General features: G+C 41.3%; 8 protein-coding genes, 1 pseudogene and 1 other annotated feature. Of the genes and pseudogenes, 8 read left to right on the top strand and 1 reads right to left on the bottom strand.

Annotated features, from left to right (window positions below; all coding sequences use genetic code 11):
• Positions 1–78 precede the first annotated feature (78 nt).
• The 8 genes from ADH92_RS01190 to rplL all read left to right on the top strand — a co-directional run bounded on the left by ADH92_RS01190 (position 79) and on the right by rplL (position 13,474).
• Positions 79–7,776 (top strand): CshA/CshB family fibrillar adhesin-related protein, encoded by a 7,698-nt coding sequence (locus ADH92_RS01190; protein ID WP_080978944.1) that lies wholly within the window; start codon positions 79–81, stop codon positions 7,774–7,776.
• A 146-nt stretch (positions 7,777–7,922) separates the two neighbouring features.
• Positions 7,923–8,432, top strand: a complete 510-nt coding sequence (locus ADH92_RS01185; protein WP_049496209.1) for a dihydrofolate reductase — start codon at positions 7,923–7,925, stop codon at positions 8,430–8,432.
• 208 nt (positions 8,433–8,640) lie between these two features.
• Complete coding sequence (gene clpX, locus ADH92_RS01175) at positions 8,641–9,873, top strand: ATP-dependent Clp protease ATP-binding subunit ClpX (protein WP_049496205.1); 1,233 nt, start codon at positions 8,641–8,643, stop codon at positions 9,871–9,873.
• Between the two features lie 11 nt (positions 9,874–9,884).
• Complete coding sequence (gene yihA / locus ADH92_RS01170) at positions 9,885–10,487, top strand: ribosome biogenesis GTP-binding protein YihA/YsxC (protein ID WP_003016353.1); 603 nt, start codon at positions 9,885–9,887, stop codon at positions 10,485–10,487.
• Positions 10,488–10,636: 149 nt separating this feature from the next.
• A complete protein-coding gene (locus ADH92_RS01165) occupies positions 10,637–11,341 on the top strand; it encodes a glucosaminidase domain-containing protein (RefSeq protein ID WP_049496201.1) in 705 nt (234 codons plus the stop codon).
• Positions 11,342–11,497: 156 nt separating this feature from the next.
• Positions 11,498–12,295 carry a formate/nitrite transporter family protein gene (locus ADH92_RS01160; protein ID WP_024055609.1) on the top strand — a complete coding sequence of 266 codons (798 nt, stop codon included), beginning with the start codon at positions 11,498–11,500 and terminating at the stop codon, positions 12,293–12,295.
• 61 nt (positions 12,296–12,356) lie between these two features.
• Positions 12,357–12,491: a sequence feature (ribosomal protein L10 leader region), on the top strand.
• Positions 12,492–12,529: 38 nt separating this feature from the next.
• Positions 12,530–13,030, top strand: a complete 501-nt coding sequence (gene rplJ / locus ADH92_RS01155; RefSeq protein ID WP_003001722.1) for a 50S ribosomal protein L10 — start codon at positions 12,530–12,532, stop codon at positions 13,028–13,030.
• Positions 13,031–13,105: 75 nt separating this feature from the next.
• Positions 13,106–13,474, top strand: coding sequence for a 50S ribosomal protein L7/L12 (rplL, locus tag ADH92_RS01150; RefSeq protein ID WP_003016256.1), 369 nt, complete (start codon positions 13,106–13,108; stop codon positions 13,472–13,474).
• A 240-nt stretch (positions 13,475–13,714) separates the two neighbouring features.
• Here rplL and ADH92_RS01145 read toward each other — a convergent pair.
• A pseudogene (locus ADH92_RS01145) lies at positions 13,715–13,897 on the bottom strand (tryptophanyl-tRNA synthetase); the annotation flags it as partial.

The following is a 13,897-nucleotide window of genomic DNA, read 5'->3' as shown; positions in this document are numbered from 1 at the left end:
AAAATAAATAAGGTTTGGAAAAAACTAAACAATTTTAAAAAGAATGTTAATTTATAGATAAATATGGAGGTCCATTAGATGGGGAAAGACTTATTTAATGATCGTATTAGCAGATTCTCAATTCGTAAATTGAATGTGGGTGTTTGCTCTGTACTATTGGGAACACTTGTCATGGTTGGGACAGCCGCAAGTGCAGCCGCAGAAGAAAAGACAGATACGACAAGTGAAAGTGTAGCAGCAGTTGCAACAGCGTCAGAAGCGCCCGCAACTTCAACAGCTACTTCAGCAGCATCAACCGCTGCAACAACTAGTACAGCAGCTACAACTTATGATGCAAACGCAGCAGTCACTGCACCAGAGACTTCAACTGCTGCAGCAACATCAACAGCACCTGCTTCAACTAGTGAAGCAAGTAGCACAAGCACAGCAGCATCCGCTGCCTCAACTGCACCAGCAACATCAACTGCACCAAGCCTAGAAGCAGCTACGCCAGAAAATAAGGCGCCAGAAGCAGCTTCAACAACTGCAGATAAAAAAGAAGCAACAACTCTTTCATCTGGACAAGGTGTAACAACTAACAATGCAGTAGCAACAGAAGAGACAGCCCAAACTTCTGGTAAAAAACGTAGTCGTCGTGCTGTCGGTGACGCAAATGATCCAAACTTGATTGGGGATGATGTTGTCGATGCAACTTCAACTCCAAAGGTAGAAAAACCAGGATTTACAACAGATGTAAAAGCAGCTGATTTGGCGAGTCAAATCTCTTGGTTGGACTTTGGCGATGTAGCTAACTGGACAGGAACTACAACAACATCAAAAGGTGACCTTGCTCTCCAAGTTGGGGCTACCTATACTAAGGAAATTATGCCGGGTTATGTGGTTACCATCAAAGTAAAATCTTTGAAACCCTTCCAAGCAACTGAAATCTACAAAAAGCGTTTAGAAGACCGAGGAGCGACGGCTGCTGAAAAAGCGACCTATGATCCAAATGCAAGAAATGGTTATGGGAAAGCGACTAATACACCTGCTACGAGAGAAGCTTTTACTGCTGGTGAAGAAGCTAAAGTTATTGCCGAAGCTCAAAACCGTTGGACTGAAATTAAAAAAGAAGGTATTGACACTGGTACAACTAAGAAAACTACTATCAGTTCAGAACTTGAAGGTGGGAATATCGGTGTTCAGTTTGAAGTTTCTGCGACCTTCCGTGGAAAAGTGGTCAAACCTGCCATTGTCATGGCGGATGGTGAGTCCGCTAACCCTGGTGAAATGGTACTATTCACCACAAACGGTTCAGGTTGGCAACACATTGGTGAGTGGTATAAAAATGGAAATAAATCTACTAAAACTTATATTCCACAAGATACAGACAATTTATTTGGTCCAAACCCTGCCACTAAAATAGATGGCATGAATTACTATAGGACGAACCTTGACCTACTTCAACGCTCAGATCAAGTGGGGCCAGATAAAAAAGCGGTTGCTTGGAAGTACTTTGGAAGTGCTGATTTAACAACTGCAGGTCTCGGAACTGGGGTCTTTGGACCAAATATTTCAAGTATTGCTGCTGTTCCCCTTGTTATGACACGTGGAGCGTCCGAAGTTGGCTTGTATATTGCATCTTCAGGTAAACAATCAGCCATGCTTGGTTTCTTCCCACTTGATGAAGGAGATGCTCCTGAATCATACGGCAAGGCAGTTCATTCAATTGCAACTGTAGATGGAATTACTGGTAAGAAAGTGAACCAACCTTATCTTGGTCACTTGAGTCCTGATATGGATGAAAATAATGCTCTTGATTGGACCGGTGATGATAAAGCGACGACAGCTGATGAAGGAATCGACCAATTGCTTCCGAATGACCTCAAAGGAAAAACCAATGAGTTGATCAAGATGGATCGTACAAAACCAGGGAATTATACGATTACTGTTGAAGCTCATACAGACGGGGCGCCTCAAGCCAATATTTATGGTTGGGTTGACTTTAATCAAAATGGAACCTTCGATGAAGATGAACGGTCTGATTTAACAACCATTACCCAAGATGGAACGGCTACGTTAAGATTTACAAAGAGTAAAACCTATATTGATCCTAGTGTCAATGAATTGGGTGTTCGGATCCGTATCGCTAAGAATGCTAAAGAAATTGAAAGCCCAACCGGTATGGCCTTCTCAGGGGAAGTTGAGGACTTCAAGACTCAAATCACCCACCCACCAAAAGGGGAATTTAAAGAAACAACTGGCCTTCAAGGTGCGAAGCAAACTGCAACTGTAGCCTTTACCGCTCGTGGTTTGCAAGGCTATAGCCTAACTGAGCCAGCAAAAATTGATGAAACAGTAGCTCCACAAATGATAGATAACCGTACAGGGCAAGTCGTTACACCTGGCGCAGATGGCTACTATGCTGTAGCTGGTCAAGGGAAGTACAAGATCACTCCAAACGGAACTTCTGTGGATGTTGAGTTCATTCCTGAAGATCACTTCCTTGGAACAGCTGACGGTATCTCTATCCGTCGTACAGACAGCAATGGCTACGATACAGGTTGGTCAACAAAATTCCCAGCTGATGAAGCCAATGTAGATACTGTTTTAAATACCATGGATGGTCTTTATATCCCAACTGTTACACCAACGGATATTGAAGGGGTAGATAAGACTTCGACAGATGTCCAAGGTGCTACTCAAACCGGTACACCAACCTTTAACACAACTACAACTAATGCTAATGGCGAAAAGATCTCTGTCACTCCAAGCTTGGAATATCCTGCTAAATTGGTGGACCCAGCGACTGGTCAAGTAACCAATGCAACCTCTGTAACAGTAGCAGGCGAAGGAACATACAGCATTGATGATGCTACTGGTAAAGTAACCTTTGTTCCAGAACCAGGATTCACAGGTACAGCTCAAGGTGTTACCGTATCCGTAACAGCTCCTGTCGGAAAAGATAAAGACGGTACCGTCCGTGATGAATACCTTAAGACAGCAACAGCTAAATACACACCAACAGTTACTCCAATCACAGTGACTCCTACAAACAAGGTTTCTGCGGACATTCAAAACGTTCCTCAAACCCAAACACCAACCTTTGATTTGAGTAGCGATAAGACTGCTGAAATCACAAGCAAGAAATTGGTAGATCCAGCAACTGGCCAACCGACTGACGAAACAACGGTGACAGTAGCAGGTGAAGGAACTTACACAATCGATCCTACTACAGGAGCAGTGACCTTCACACCTGAAAAAGACTTCGTTGGAACTGCAACTGGTGTGACAGTTCAAGCAACTGCTACAATTACCAATGCAGACGGTAAGACTGCAACTATCACATCTGATGCAACTTATACACCAATAGTTGTAGCAGCTGTTCCAACAGCAAAACCTGCAACTTCAAAAGATATCCAAGGTGCGATTCAAACCGGTACACCAACCTTTGCAGGAAAAACTGTTCAAGTAAATGGTGAAGATAAAGAGATCACCATTAAAGAAAATAGCTATAAACTTTTGGATAAAGATGGCAACGAAGTAGCAACTACTCCAGCTTATGCTGCCGATGGTACTACTGAAATCGGTACCTACTCAATTGATCCAGCAACTGGTCAAGTGACCTTCACACCGACTGATAAATCTTACACTGGTGCAGTGACACCAGCCAAGGTTCAAGCGGAAAGTTCTAACGGCATCAAGGTGGATACAACTTACACACCTGAAATCGTTCCTGTCACACCGACAGCAACACCAGCTGAAACAGAAGATATCCAAGGTGCTACACAAACTGGTAAACCTGAATTCAAGGGTGGAACAGTGACTGTTAATGGTGTTGAGAAGACAGTTGCCATCAATGAAAATGTTCCAGCAACCTTCGATGATGGTTCAACTACGAAGACTGTAGATGGTGTAGGTACTTACACTGTAGCTGCAGATGGTACCGTAACCTTTGTTCCTGAAAAAACATTCATCGGTACAGCACCAGCTGTAACTGTTGTTCGTGAAGACATGAACGGAACTAAGGCTTCAGCAACTTACACACCAACAGTTACACCAGTAACCCCAACAGCAACTCCAGCTGAAACAACAGGTGTTCAAGGTGCTACACAAACTGGTAAGCCTGTATTCACTGAAGGCGACAGCCGTGTACCAATGAATGATGATGTTGCTGCAACATTTGACGATGGATCAACAACTAAGACAGTTGATGGCGTTGGTACTTATACAGTAGCAGCAGACGGTACTGTTACATTTGTTCCAGACCCAAGCTTTACTGGTACTGCACCAGCCGTAACCGTTGTTCGTGAAGACAAGAACGGAACCAAAGCATCTGCGACTTACACACCAACTGTAAATCCAGTTACTCTTACTCCAACAAATAAAGTTTCTGAGGATATTCAAAATGTTCCTCAAACAGAAACTCCTACATTTGCATTGAGTGATGATGAAACTGCTCAAATTACAAGTAAGAAATTGATTGACCCTGCAACAGGTCAACCAACCGATGAAACAACTGTAACAGTAGCAGGTGAAGGAACTTACACAATCGATCCAACTACAGGAGCAGTAACCTTCACACCTGAAAAAGACTTTGTCGGAACTGCAACTGGCGTGAAAGTCCAAGCAACTGCAACAATTACCAATGCAGACGGTAAGGCTTCAACCATCACTTCAGACGCAAGTTACACACCAACAGTTGTAGCAGCTGTTCCAACAGCTAATCCAGCTACATCTAAAGATATTCAAGGCGCGACTCAAACCGGTACACCAACCTTTGAAGGTGCAACTGTTCAAGTTAGTGGTCAAGATAAAGCTATCACCATTAAAGATAATAGCTACACACTTTTGGATAATGATGGTAATGAAGTAACAAGCACACCAGCTTATGCGGCAGACGGTACTACTGAAATCGGTACTTACTCAATTGATCCAGCAACTGGACAAGTAACCTTCACACCAACTGATAAATCATACACCGGTGCAGTTACACCTGTTAAGGTTCAAGCTGAAAGCTCAAACGGCATCAAGGTAGATACAACCTACACACCTGAAATTGTTCCAGTAACTCCAACAGCTACACCAGCTGAAACAACGGATATTCAAGGGGCTACTCAAACAGGTAAACCTGAATTCAAGGGCGGAACCGTAACAGTTGATGGCGTTGAGAAAACAGTAGAAATCAATGAAGATGTTCCAGCAACATTTGACGATGGCTCAACTACCAAGACAGTTGATGGCGTTGGTACTTACACAGTAGCAGCAGACGGAACTGTAACCTTTGTCCCTGAGAAATCATTCACAGGTAAAGCACCAGCAGTCACAGTTGTCCGTGAAGATATGAACGGAACAAAAGCTTCTGCAACCTACACACCAACTGTAACTCCTGTCACACCGACAGCGACACCAGCTGAAACAACTGATATCCAAGGTGCGACACAAACTGGTAAGCCTGTATTTACTGAAGGCGACAGCCGTGTGCCAATGAACGATGATGTTCCAGCAACATTTGATGATGGTTCAACAACTAAGACAGTTGACGGCGTTGGTACCTACACAGTAGCAGCAGACGGAACAGTTACATTTGTACCAGAAAAATCATTTGTTGGTACTGCACCAGCGGTAACAGTTGTGCGTGAAGACATGAACGGAACCAAAGCTTCCGCGACATATACACCAACCGTAACACCAGTTACACCAACTTCAGAAGATACAACATCTACTGACAAACAAGGTCAAACGCAAACAGGTACACCAACCTTCACACCAGGTAATGAAAACGTCCCAATGGATGATGATACACCTGCAACATTTGAAGATGGATCAACAACCAAGACTATTCCAGGTGAAGGTACTTATACAGTAGCTCCAGATGGAACTGTTACTTTCGTACCGGAAAAATCATTCACAGGAACAGGTACAGGCGTAACTGTGAAACGTGTCGATAAGAACGGTACTCCAGTTACAGCTAAGTACACACCAACTGTGACACCAGTAACACCAACAGCAACTCCTGCTGAATCAGAAGCACCTCAAGGTGTGGTTCAAACTGGAACTGTAACCTTCACTGAAGGTGACCCAGTTGCACCAATCGACAAGGATACCATTACTCTTCTTGACGAAAATGGTCAGCCAGCAGCATCAGTAGAAGCGAAATCACCATCAGGTGATGTGATCGGTACCTTCACTGTTGATAAAGAAACAGGTGTTGTGACCTTCACACCAACTGATAAATCTTACTCAGGTGAAGTCGTTCCAGTTAAGGTTCAAGCTAAAGACGCTAACGGAACAGCTGTAGAAACAACCTACACACCTAAGATTACACCGGTCGTACCAACTGCTGAACCTGCAACATCTACAGATATCCAAGGTAAAACACAAACAGGCAAACCAATATTCACACCGGGTAACCCAGATGTACCAATGGATGATGATACACCTGCAACCTTTGAAGATGGTTCAACTACGAAGACCATTCCAGGTGAAGGAACTTACACAGTTGCTCCAGACGGAACCGTAACCTTCGTACCAGAAAAATCATTCACAGGAACAGGTACAGGCGTAACAGTGAAACGTGTTGATAAGAACGGTACACCAGTTACTGCAACTTACACACCAACTGTAACACCAGTAACACCAACTGCTGAGCCAGCAACATCTACAGACATCCAAGGTAAGACACAAACAGGCAAACCAACATTCACACCAGGTAACCCAGATGTACCAATGGATGATGATACACCTGCAACCTTTGAAGATGGTTCAACAACTAAGGTAATTCCAGGCGAAGGAACCTACACAGTGGCTCCAGATGGAACAGTTACATTTGTACCAGAAAAATCATTCACAGGAACAGGAACAGGCGTGACTGTTAAACGTGTTGACAAGAACGGTACACCAGTTACAGCTAAGTACACACCAACTGTAACTCCGGTAATACCAACAGCAGAACCAGCTACAACTATTGGACCAAAAGGTAAAGAACAATCTGGTAAACCAGCATTCAAGGAAGGCGATAGCCGTGTTCCAATGAATGATGATGTTCCAGCTACATTTGACGATGGTTCAACAACTAAGACTATTCCAGGAGTTGGTACTTACACAGTGGTAGCAGACGGAACTGTAACCTTCACACCAGAACCTGAATTTACAGGAACTGCACCAGCAGTGACAGTGGTTCGTGAAGATGTGAACGGAACAAAAGCTTCTGCAACTTACACACCAACTGTTCTTCCAATCACTAAATTTGTTGATAAAGAAGGTAAGGAAATCCCAGGATATCTTACAGTTGATGGAGAAGAGCCAAAAGCTGAAATTCCAGGTTACCGCTTTGTGGAAACCAAGAAATTGCCTAATGGTGATACTGAACACGTCTATGAAAAAGTGACGACTTCATATGTAGACGAAAATGGGGACCCAATCCCAGGTAACCCAACAGAAGATGGGGAACAACCGAAGAAAGATATCCCAGGTTATGACTTCGTGAAGACTGTTGTAGATAAAGATGGAAACACTCAACATATCTACAAGAAGACTGTGACACCAACTCCAATGCCGGATCCAACTCCGACACCAGAGCCACAGCCGCAACCTACTCCACAACCAAAACCAGAAGAACCAACTATTCCTGTCGTTCCAGAAACGAAAGAAGAAGTGAAGTATATCGATCCACAAAATCCTACTGCACAACTTCCAAACACAGGAACAAAAGAATCTTCTACTGCTGGTCTTGCAATCTTTAGCGCTTTAGCAGGTCTCTCATTATTCGGATTTGCAAAACGCAAAAAAGAAGACTAAGCTAACTTGTGGCTAAGAAAAACCGCGAAAATCTCGCGGTTTTTTCTGTTTGTATTTTAAAAAATATCCTCCAAACTAGATAGTTGAAATCAGTCTTTTATAAGAAAATTTGATAAAATAGAAGTATCAGTGTAAAGGATGAGAGAATGAAAAAGATAATTGGTATCTGGGCTCAAACTGAAAATGGCATTATCGGAAAGGACCAAGTGATGCCTTGGCATCTGCCAGCTGAGCTTCAGCATTTCAAAGAAACAACCATGGGACAAGCGATTCTCATGGGAAGAGTGACCTTTGATGGTATGAAAAAACGGATTCTACCAGGTCGGACTAGTATTATCTTAACGCAAGATCAAGCCTATGATCCTGAAAATGATGCTGTACTCGTCATGCACAGCAAGGAAGAAGTCTTGGAGTGGTACCAGAACCAAGAGAAGAATCTTTACATTATCGGTGGCAGTCAGATTTTAAAGCTCTTCTCTGACCAGTTAGAGGAATTGATCCAGACCATGATTCATGCAAAGATTGAGGGCGATACATTGGCACCAACATTTGAAGAGAACCGCTATGAAAGAGTCCGTCAAGTCCATCATCCGAAAGATGAGAAGAACTCATATGATTTTACGGTCAACTATTATAAGAGAAAGGATTTAGACTAATGGAGCGAAGTGTCTTTGGTTTTTTTACAGCTGTCCTATGTGTCATCTGTTTGATTTGCGCCTTACAAACCTTTCGTAAAAAACGGTTTGGCCTCGCTATATTATTCTTACTAAATGCTTTTACCAATCTTGTGAATTCCATTCACGCCTTTTACATGACCTTATTTTAAACTAAATAGAAACAGAAAATGACAGAAAGAGGAAATACATGCCAACGAATCAAAACAATGATATGATGGTTTATTGCTCATTTTGCGGAAAGAGTCAAGATGAAGTCCAAAAAATCATTGCAGGAAACAATGCGTTTATCTGTAATGAATGTGTAGAGTTAGCTCAAGAAATCATCCGCGAGGAGCTTGCTGAAGAAGTACTTGCTGACCTTAGTGAAGTTCCAAAACCAATCGAATTGCTCCATATCTTGAACCACTACGTCATCGGTCAAGATCGGGCTAAACGTGCTCTTGCTGTAGCGGTATACAACCACTACAAACGCATCAACTTCCACGATACGCGCGAAGACGAGACAGATGTTGAATTGCAAAAATCAAACATCCTCATGATTGGCCCTACTGGTTCAGGTAAGACTTTTTTGGCCCAAACCTTAGCACGTAGCTTGAATGTCCCATTTGCCATTGCAGATGCAACAGCCTTGACAGAAGCTGGTTATGTAGGAGAAGACGTTGAAAATATTCTCTTGAAACTTCTTCAAGCAGCTGATTTTAACATCGAGCGTGCAGAACGAGGCATCATCTATGTAGATGAAATTGATAAGATCGCTAAGAAAAGTGAAAATGTCTCTATCACTCGTGACGTTTCTGGTGAAGGAGTGCAACAAGCTCTCTTGAAGATCATCGAAGGAACCGTCGCTAGTGTCCCACCTCAAGGTGGACGCAAACACCCACAACAAGAGATGATCCAAGTGGATACCAAGAATATTCTCTTCATCGTAGGTGGGGCTTTTGACGGGATCGAAGAAATTGTCAAACAACGTCTTGGTGAAAAAGTCATCGGTTTTGGTAAAAACAATAAAGCCATTGATGAATCAAGCTCTTACATGCAAGAAATCGTTGCAGAAGATATTCAAAAATTCGGGATTATCCCAGAATTGATCGGACGTCTTCCAGTCTTTGCTGCTCTTGAGCAATTGACAGTTGACGATCTTGTCCGTATTCTCAAAGAGCCACGCAATGCCTTGGTAAAACAATACCAAACCTTGCTCTCTTATGATAACGTTGAATTGGAATTTGATGATGAAGCCCTTCAAGAGATTGCCAATAAAGCTATCGAAAGAAAAACAGGAGCTCGTGGACTTCGCTCCATTATCGAAGAAACGATGATGGATGTCATGTTTGAAATTCCAAGTCAAGAAGATGTCAAACTTGTTCGAATTACAAAAGAAGCTGTAGATGGAACTGAAAAACCAATTCTCGAAACAGCCTAGAAAGATAAAATATGGAAATTAACACACATAATGCGGATATCCTCTTAAGCGCTGCAAATAAGAGTCATTATCCTCAAGATGAAATTCCAGAAGTTGCACTTGCCGGTCGATCCAATGTCGGCAAGTCTTCTTTTATTAATACTCTCTTAAATCGAAAAAACCTGGCCAGAACATCTGGCAAACCAGGAAAAACTCAATTGCTCAATTTCTTCAATATTGATGATAAACTCCGCTTGGTAGACGTACCTGGTTATGGCTATGCACGTGTCTCTAAAAAAGAACGCGAGAAGTGGGGACGGATGATTGAAGAATACCTCACCAGCCGTGAGAACTTAAAAGCAGTCGTTAGCCTAGTCGATTTTCGTCACGAACCTTCAGCAGATGATGTCCAGATGTATGAGTTCTTAAAATATTATGAGATTCCTGTGATCTTAGTTGCTACCAAGGCAGATAAGATTCCGCGTGGAAAATGGAACAAACACGAATCGATCATCAAGAAAAAACTAGATTTTGATCCTGCTGACACCTTTATTGTCTTTTCTTCTGTAACCAGGGAAGGACTAGAGAAGTCATGGGATGCTATTTTAGAAAATGCGTTTTACGAAATAAATTGAAATGACATGAAAATGTCATTTTTGTTTTGGATTTATCTCGCAATTGTAATACAAGTGTAATATAAGTGCCTTTGTTATCTTCTATTTATATGGTATAATCTCTATAAAGATAAAAGATGATAAAAAATTAATTGGAGATAAATTATATTATGAAAAAGAAAATACGGAATAAAGCGAAATTATTTGGTTTGTTCGTTTCTGTATTAGCAGTGGGGACATTTGCTGCTGCTATGAGCGAACACGTCACATCAGTTGGTGCTAATGATGGAACTTACCAAGCTTATTCAGACCCTACTGAAGCTTTCATCTCACAAATTGGTGAGTCAGCTCGTCAGCTCGGTCAAGAGAATGACCTTTATGCTTCCGTTATGATCGCACAAGCCATCCTTGAAAGTGGTTCAGGTCAGTCTGGCTTGTCTTCTTATCCACATTACAACCTTTTCGGTATTAAAGGAAGTTATGCTGGTCAATCCGCAGTGATGCAAACTTGGGAAGATGACGGTGCAGGAAATGCGTATATAATTAATGATGCTTTTCGTTCTTACCCATCTTACTACGAATCATTGCAAGATTACGTAGCTGTATTGAAACAAGGACATTTTGCAGGTGCTTGGAAGAGCAACACCTCTAGTTACCAAGATGCAACTGCAGCTTTGACAGGTGTTTATGCGACAGACACAAGCTACTATGCAAAACTTAATAACATCATTGAAACCTATAATTTAACTCAATACGATTCACCAAATGTTCAAGGTGGTATTACAGGTTCCGTATACAATCCATATCGCCAACAGTTCACTTCACAAGAAATCTTGAATTTGGATATCGCTTGGGCGAACCGTTTAAATTATTAAAACTAAGACAGGCATCTGCCTGTTTTTTATTATGTCTTGCTATATGATTTAAAACGTATATGTTGTAAATTTAAGAATTCTTCCTGAAAACCTTTTCATTCTTTTCTCTCTATGTTATAATGATTTTATTCACAAACATTATATAAGGAGAATATTATGTCTGAATCTAATTTTATTCAAAAAGTTGGAGCGGCGTGTAATAAGAAGGAAGATCTCTATCAGAAATCTAAAACGCGCTATGCAGTCCGTTCTATTTTTGCTGGTGGATTTCTCACTTTAAGTACTGCGGTCGGAGCTGTTGCAGCTGACTTATTAAATACCTTTGTACCTGGATCGGGTCGTTTTCTATTTCCATTCATCTTTGCCTGGGGCTTGGTTTACCTCTTATTCTTAAATGCGGAATTAACCACCTCAAATATGATGTATTTGACAGCGGGAACCTATCTAAAGAAGATCCATTGGAAGAAAGCATTGGAGATTCTTCTTTATTGTACCTTCTTTAATTTAATTGGTGCTTTGATCGTAGCTTTTCTGTTCAATCAAACAACAGCCTTTGCTCATATTGATCCAAAAGGATTCCTGGCTACGGTAGCAGAAAATAAACTCCAACGAAGCAATCAAGTGGTATTCTTTGAAGGGGTTATTGCCAATATCTTTGTAAATATTGCTATCCTTTCTTATTTATATTTCAAAGATGAAACAGCGAAGGTGCTCTTAGCTCTCTCTGCTATTTATATGTTTGTCTTTATGACCAATGAACACTTGGCGGCTAATTTTGCTTCCTTCTCATTATTAAGCTTTAATCCAGTTTCTAGCCAATTGCCACATTTTGAATTTTTAAATATATTACGTCACTATGGTGTCACCTTCTTTGCCAACTGGGTAGGAGGAGGAGTCCTCATGGGACTAGCCTATGCTTGGTTGAATAACATCAAGAGTCTCTACAACGATTAAAAAATATAAAAAAAGTTTGAAAAAGTACTTGCATTCTTTTTTAAAATGTGATAGACTAGTTTACGGTTTGAAAAAACTGCCTAAGACAGTAGGGGAGCTCGACTCATAAAAATCCTACCGAGGACAAAACGTATCAATTAAAAGAAGCGTATTGTACTTTCGTGTCTAGGTTTGGGCGCGTTTTTCTTTTGGAAAAATTCCCCAAGCAAAATAATTACGGAGGTGAACACACTAATGAGTGAAGCAATTATTGCTAAAAAAGCGGAACTTGTTGACGTAGTAGCTGAAAAAATGAAAGCTGCTGCATCTATCGTCGTTGTAGATTCTCGCGGTTTGACAGTTGAGCAAGATACAGTTCTCCGTCGCAACCTTCGCGGAAGCGAAGTTGAGTTTAAAGTTATCAAAAACTCAATCTTGCGTCGTGCAGCTGAAAAAGCTGGTCTTGAAGATCTTGCATCTGTATTCGTTGGACCTTCTGCAGTAGCATTTTCTAACGAAGATGTTATCGCACCTGCGAAAATCTTGAATGATTTTGCAAAAGACGCTGAAGCACTTGAAATCAAAGGTGGTGCAATCGAAGGCGCTGTCGCATCTAAAGAAGAGATTCTTGCACTTGCAACTCTTCCAAACCGCGAAGGACTTCTTTCTATGCTCCTTTCTGTACTTCAAGCGCCAGTGCGCAACGTTGCTCTTGCAGTCAAAGCGGTTGCAGACAACAAAGAAGACGCAGCTTAATCTTAAGCTACGCAGCGTAGCCTAGCTACAAAAAATAAAAATTTAAAATTAAAAACTTATTTGGAGGAAATAACAATGGCATTGAACATTGAAAACATTATTGCTGAAATTAAAGAAGCTTCAATCCTTGAATTGAACGACCTTGTAAAAGCTATCGAAGAAGAATTTGGTGTAACTGCAGCTGCTCCTGTAGCTGTTGCTGCAGCTGGTGCTGCTGACGCAGGTGCTGCTAAAGATTCATTCGATATCGAATTGACATCTGCAGGCGACAAGAAAGTCGGCGTTATCAAAGTTGTACGTGAAATCACTGGTCTTGGTCTTAAAGAAGCTAAAGAACTTGTTGATGGTGCACCTGGCGTTATCAAAGAAGGTGTTGCTACAGCTGAAGCTGAAGAAATCAAAGCTAAATTGGAAGAAGCTGGAGCTTCAGTTACTCTTAAATAATAGAGTAACGCAAATTGAATGCGAAAGCCTAGTATATTAAGGTTAAGAATTGCTAAAGGTGATTTAAATCTTAAATAGGGGAGTTATTCCCCACCAAATCCCCGCCAAGTTAGATCTTGGCGGGGATTTTTTTCTACAACAAAATAGACACTATAATTCTTTTGTTAGTTTTATGATATGCAGAAATTATAGTGCTATTTTAACCTAAATCCAATCATTGCCTTCAACTGGTGCATATGCCTACCAGACCCAAGCTAAACCAAGATCAGTAGCTTGGATAATATTATTTTGAAAAGTAATTAAATTATGATGAAGTGCAAAATCAATGTATTCATCTAGTTGATTTCTTCTATCAGCATAGCCTTCTTCAATTAATTTTGAGATTGATTCAGGGAAACTCACGTAGTCTAAAAAGCTAGTGAA

This window comes from Streptococcus parasanguinis, assembly GCF_001073155.1.
Lineage (GTDB): Bacteria > Bacillota > Bacilli > Lactobacillales > Streptococcaceae > Streptococcus > Streptococcus parasanguinis_D.
The sequence above is the reverse complement of the archived record's forward strand: the minus strand, read 5'-3'. Positions and strand labels throughout refer to the sequence as shown.

Coding starts and splice junctions, on each gene's coding strand:
- rplJ (WP_003001722.1), top strand. CDS start 12,530: ATGAGTGAAGCAATTATTGCTAAAAAAGCGGAACTTGTTGACGTAGTA.
- ADH92_RS01165 (WP_049496201.1), top strand. CDS start 10,637: ATGAAAAAGAAAATACGGAATAAAGCGAAATTATTTGGTTTGTTCGTT.
- ADH92_RS01185 (WP_049496209.1), top strand. CDS start 7,923: ATGAAAAAGATAATTGGTATCTGGGCTCAAACTGAAAATGGCATTATC.
- ADH92_RS01190 (WP_080978944.1), top strand. CDS start 79: ATGGGGAAAGACTTATTTAATGATCGTATTAGCAGATTCTCAATTCGT.
- yihA (WP_003016353.1), top strand. CDS start 9,885: ATGGAAATTAACACACATAATGCGGATATCCTCTTAAGCGCTGCAAAT.
- ADH92_RS01160 (WP_024055609.1), top strand. CDS start 11,498: ATGTCTGAATCTAATTTTATTCAAAAAGTTGGAGCGGCGTGTAATAAG.
- rplL (WP_003016256.1), top strand. CDS start 13,106: ATGGCATTGAACATTGAAAACATTATTGCTGAAATTAAAGAAGCTTCA.
- clpX (WP_049496205.1), top strand. CDS start 8,641: ATGCCAACGAATCAAAACAATGATATGATGGTTTATTGCTCATTTTGC.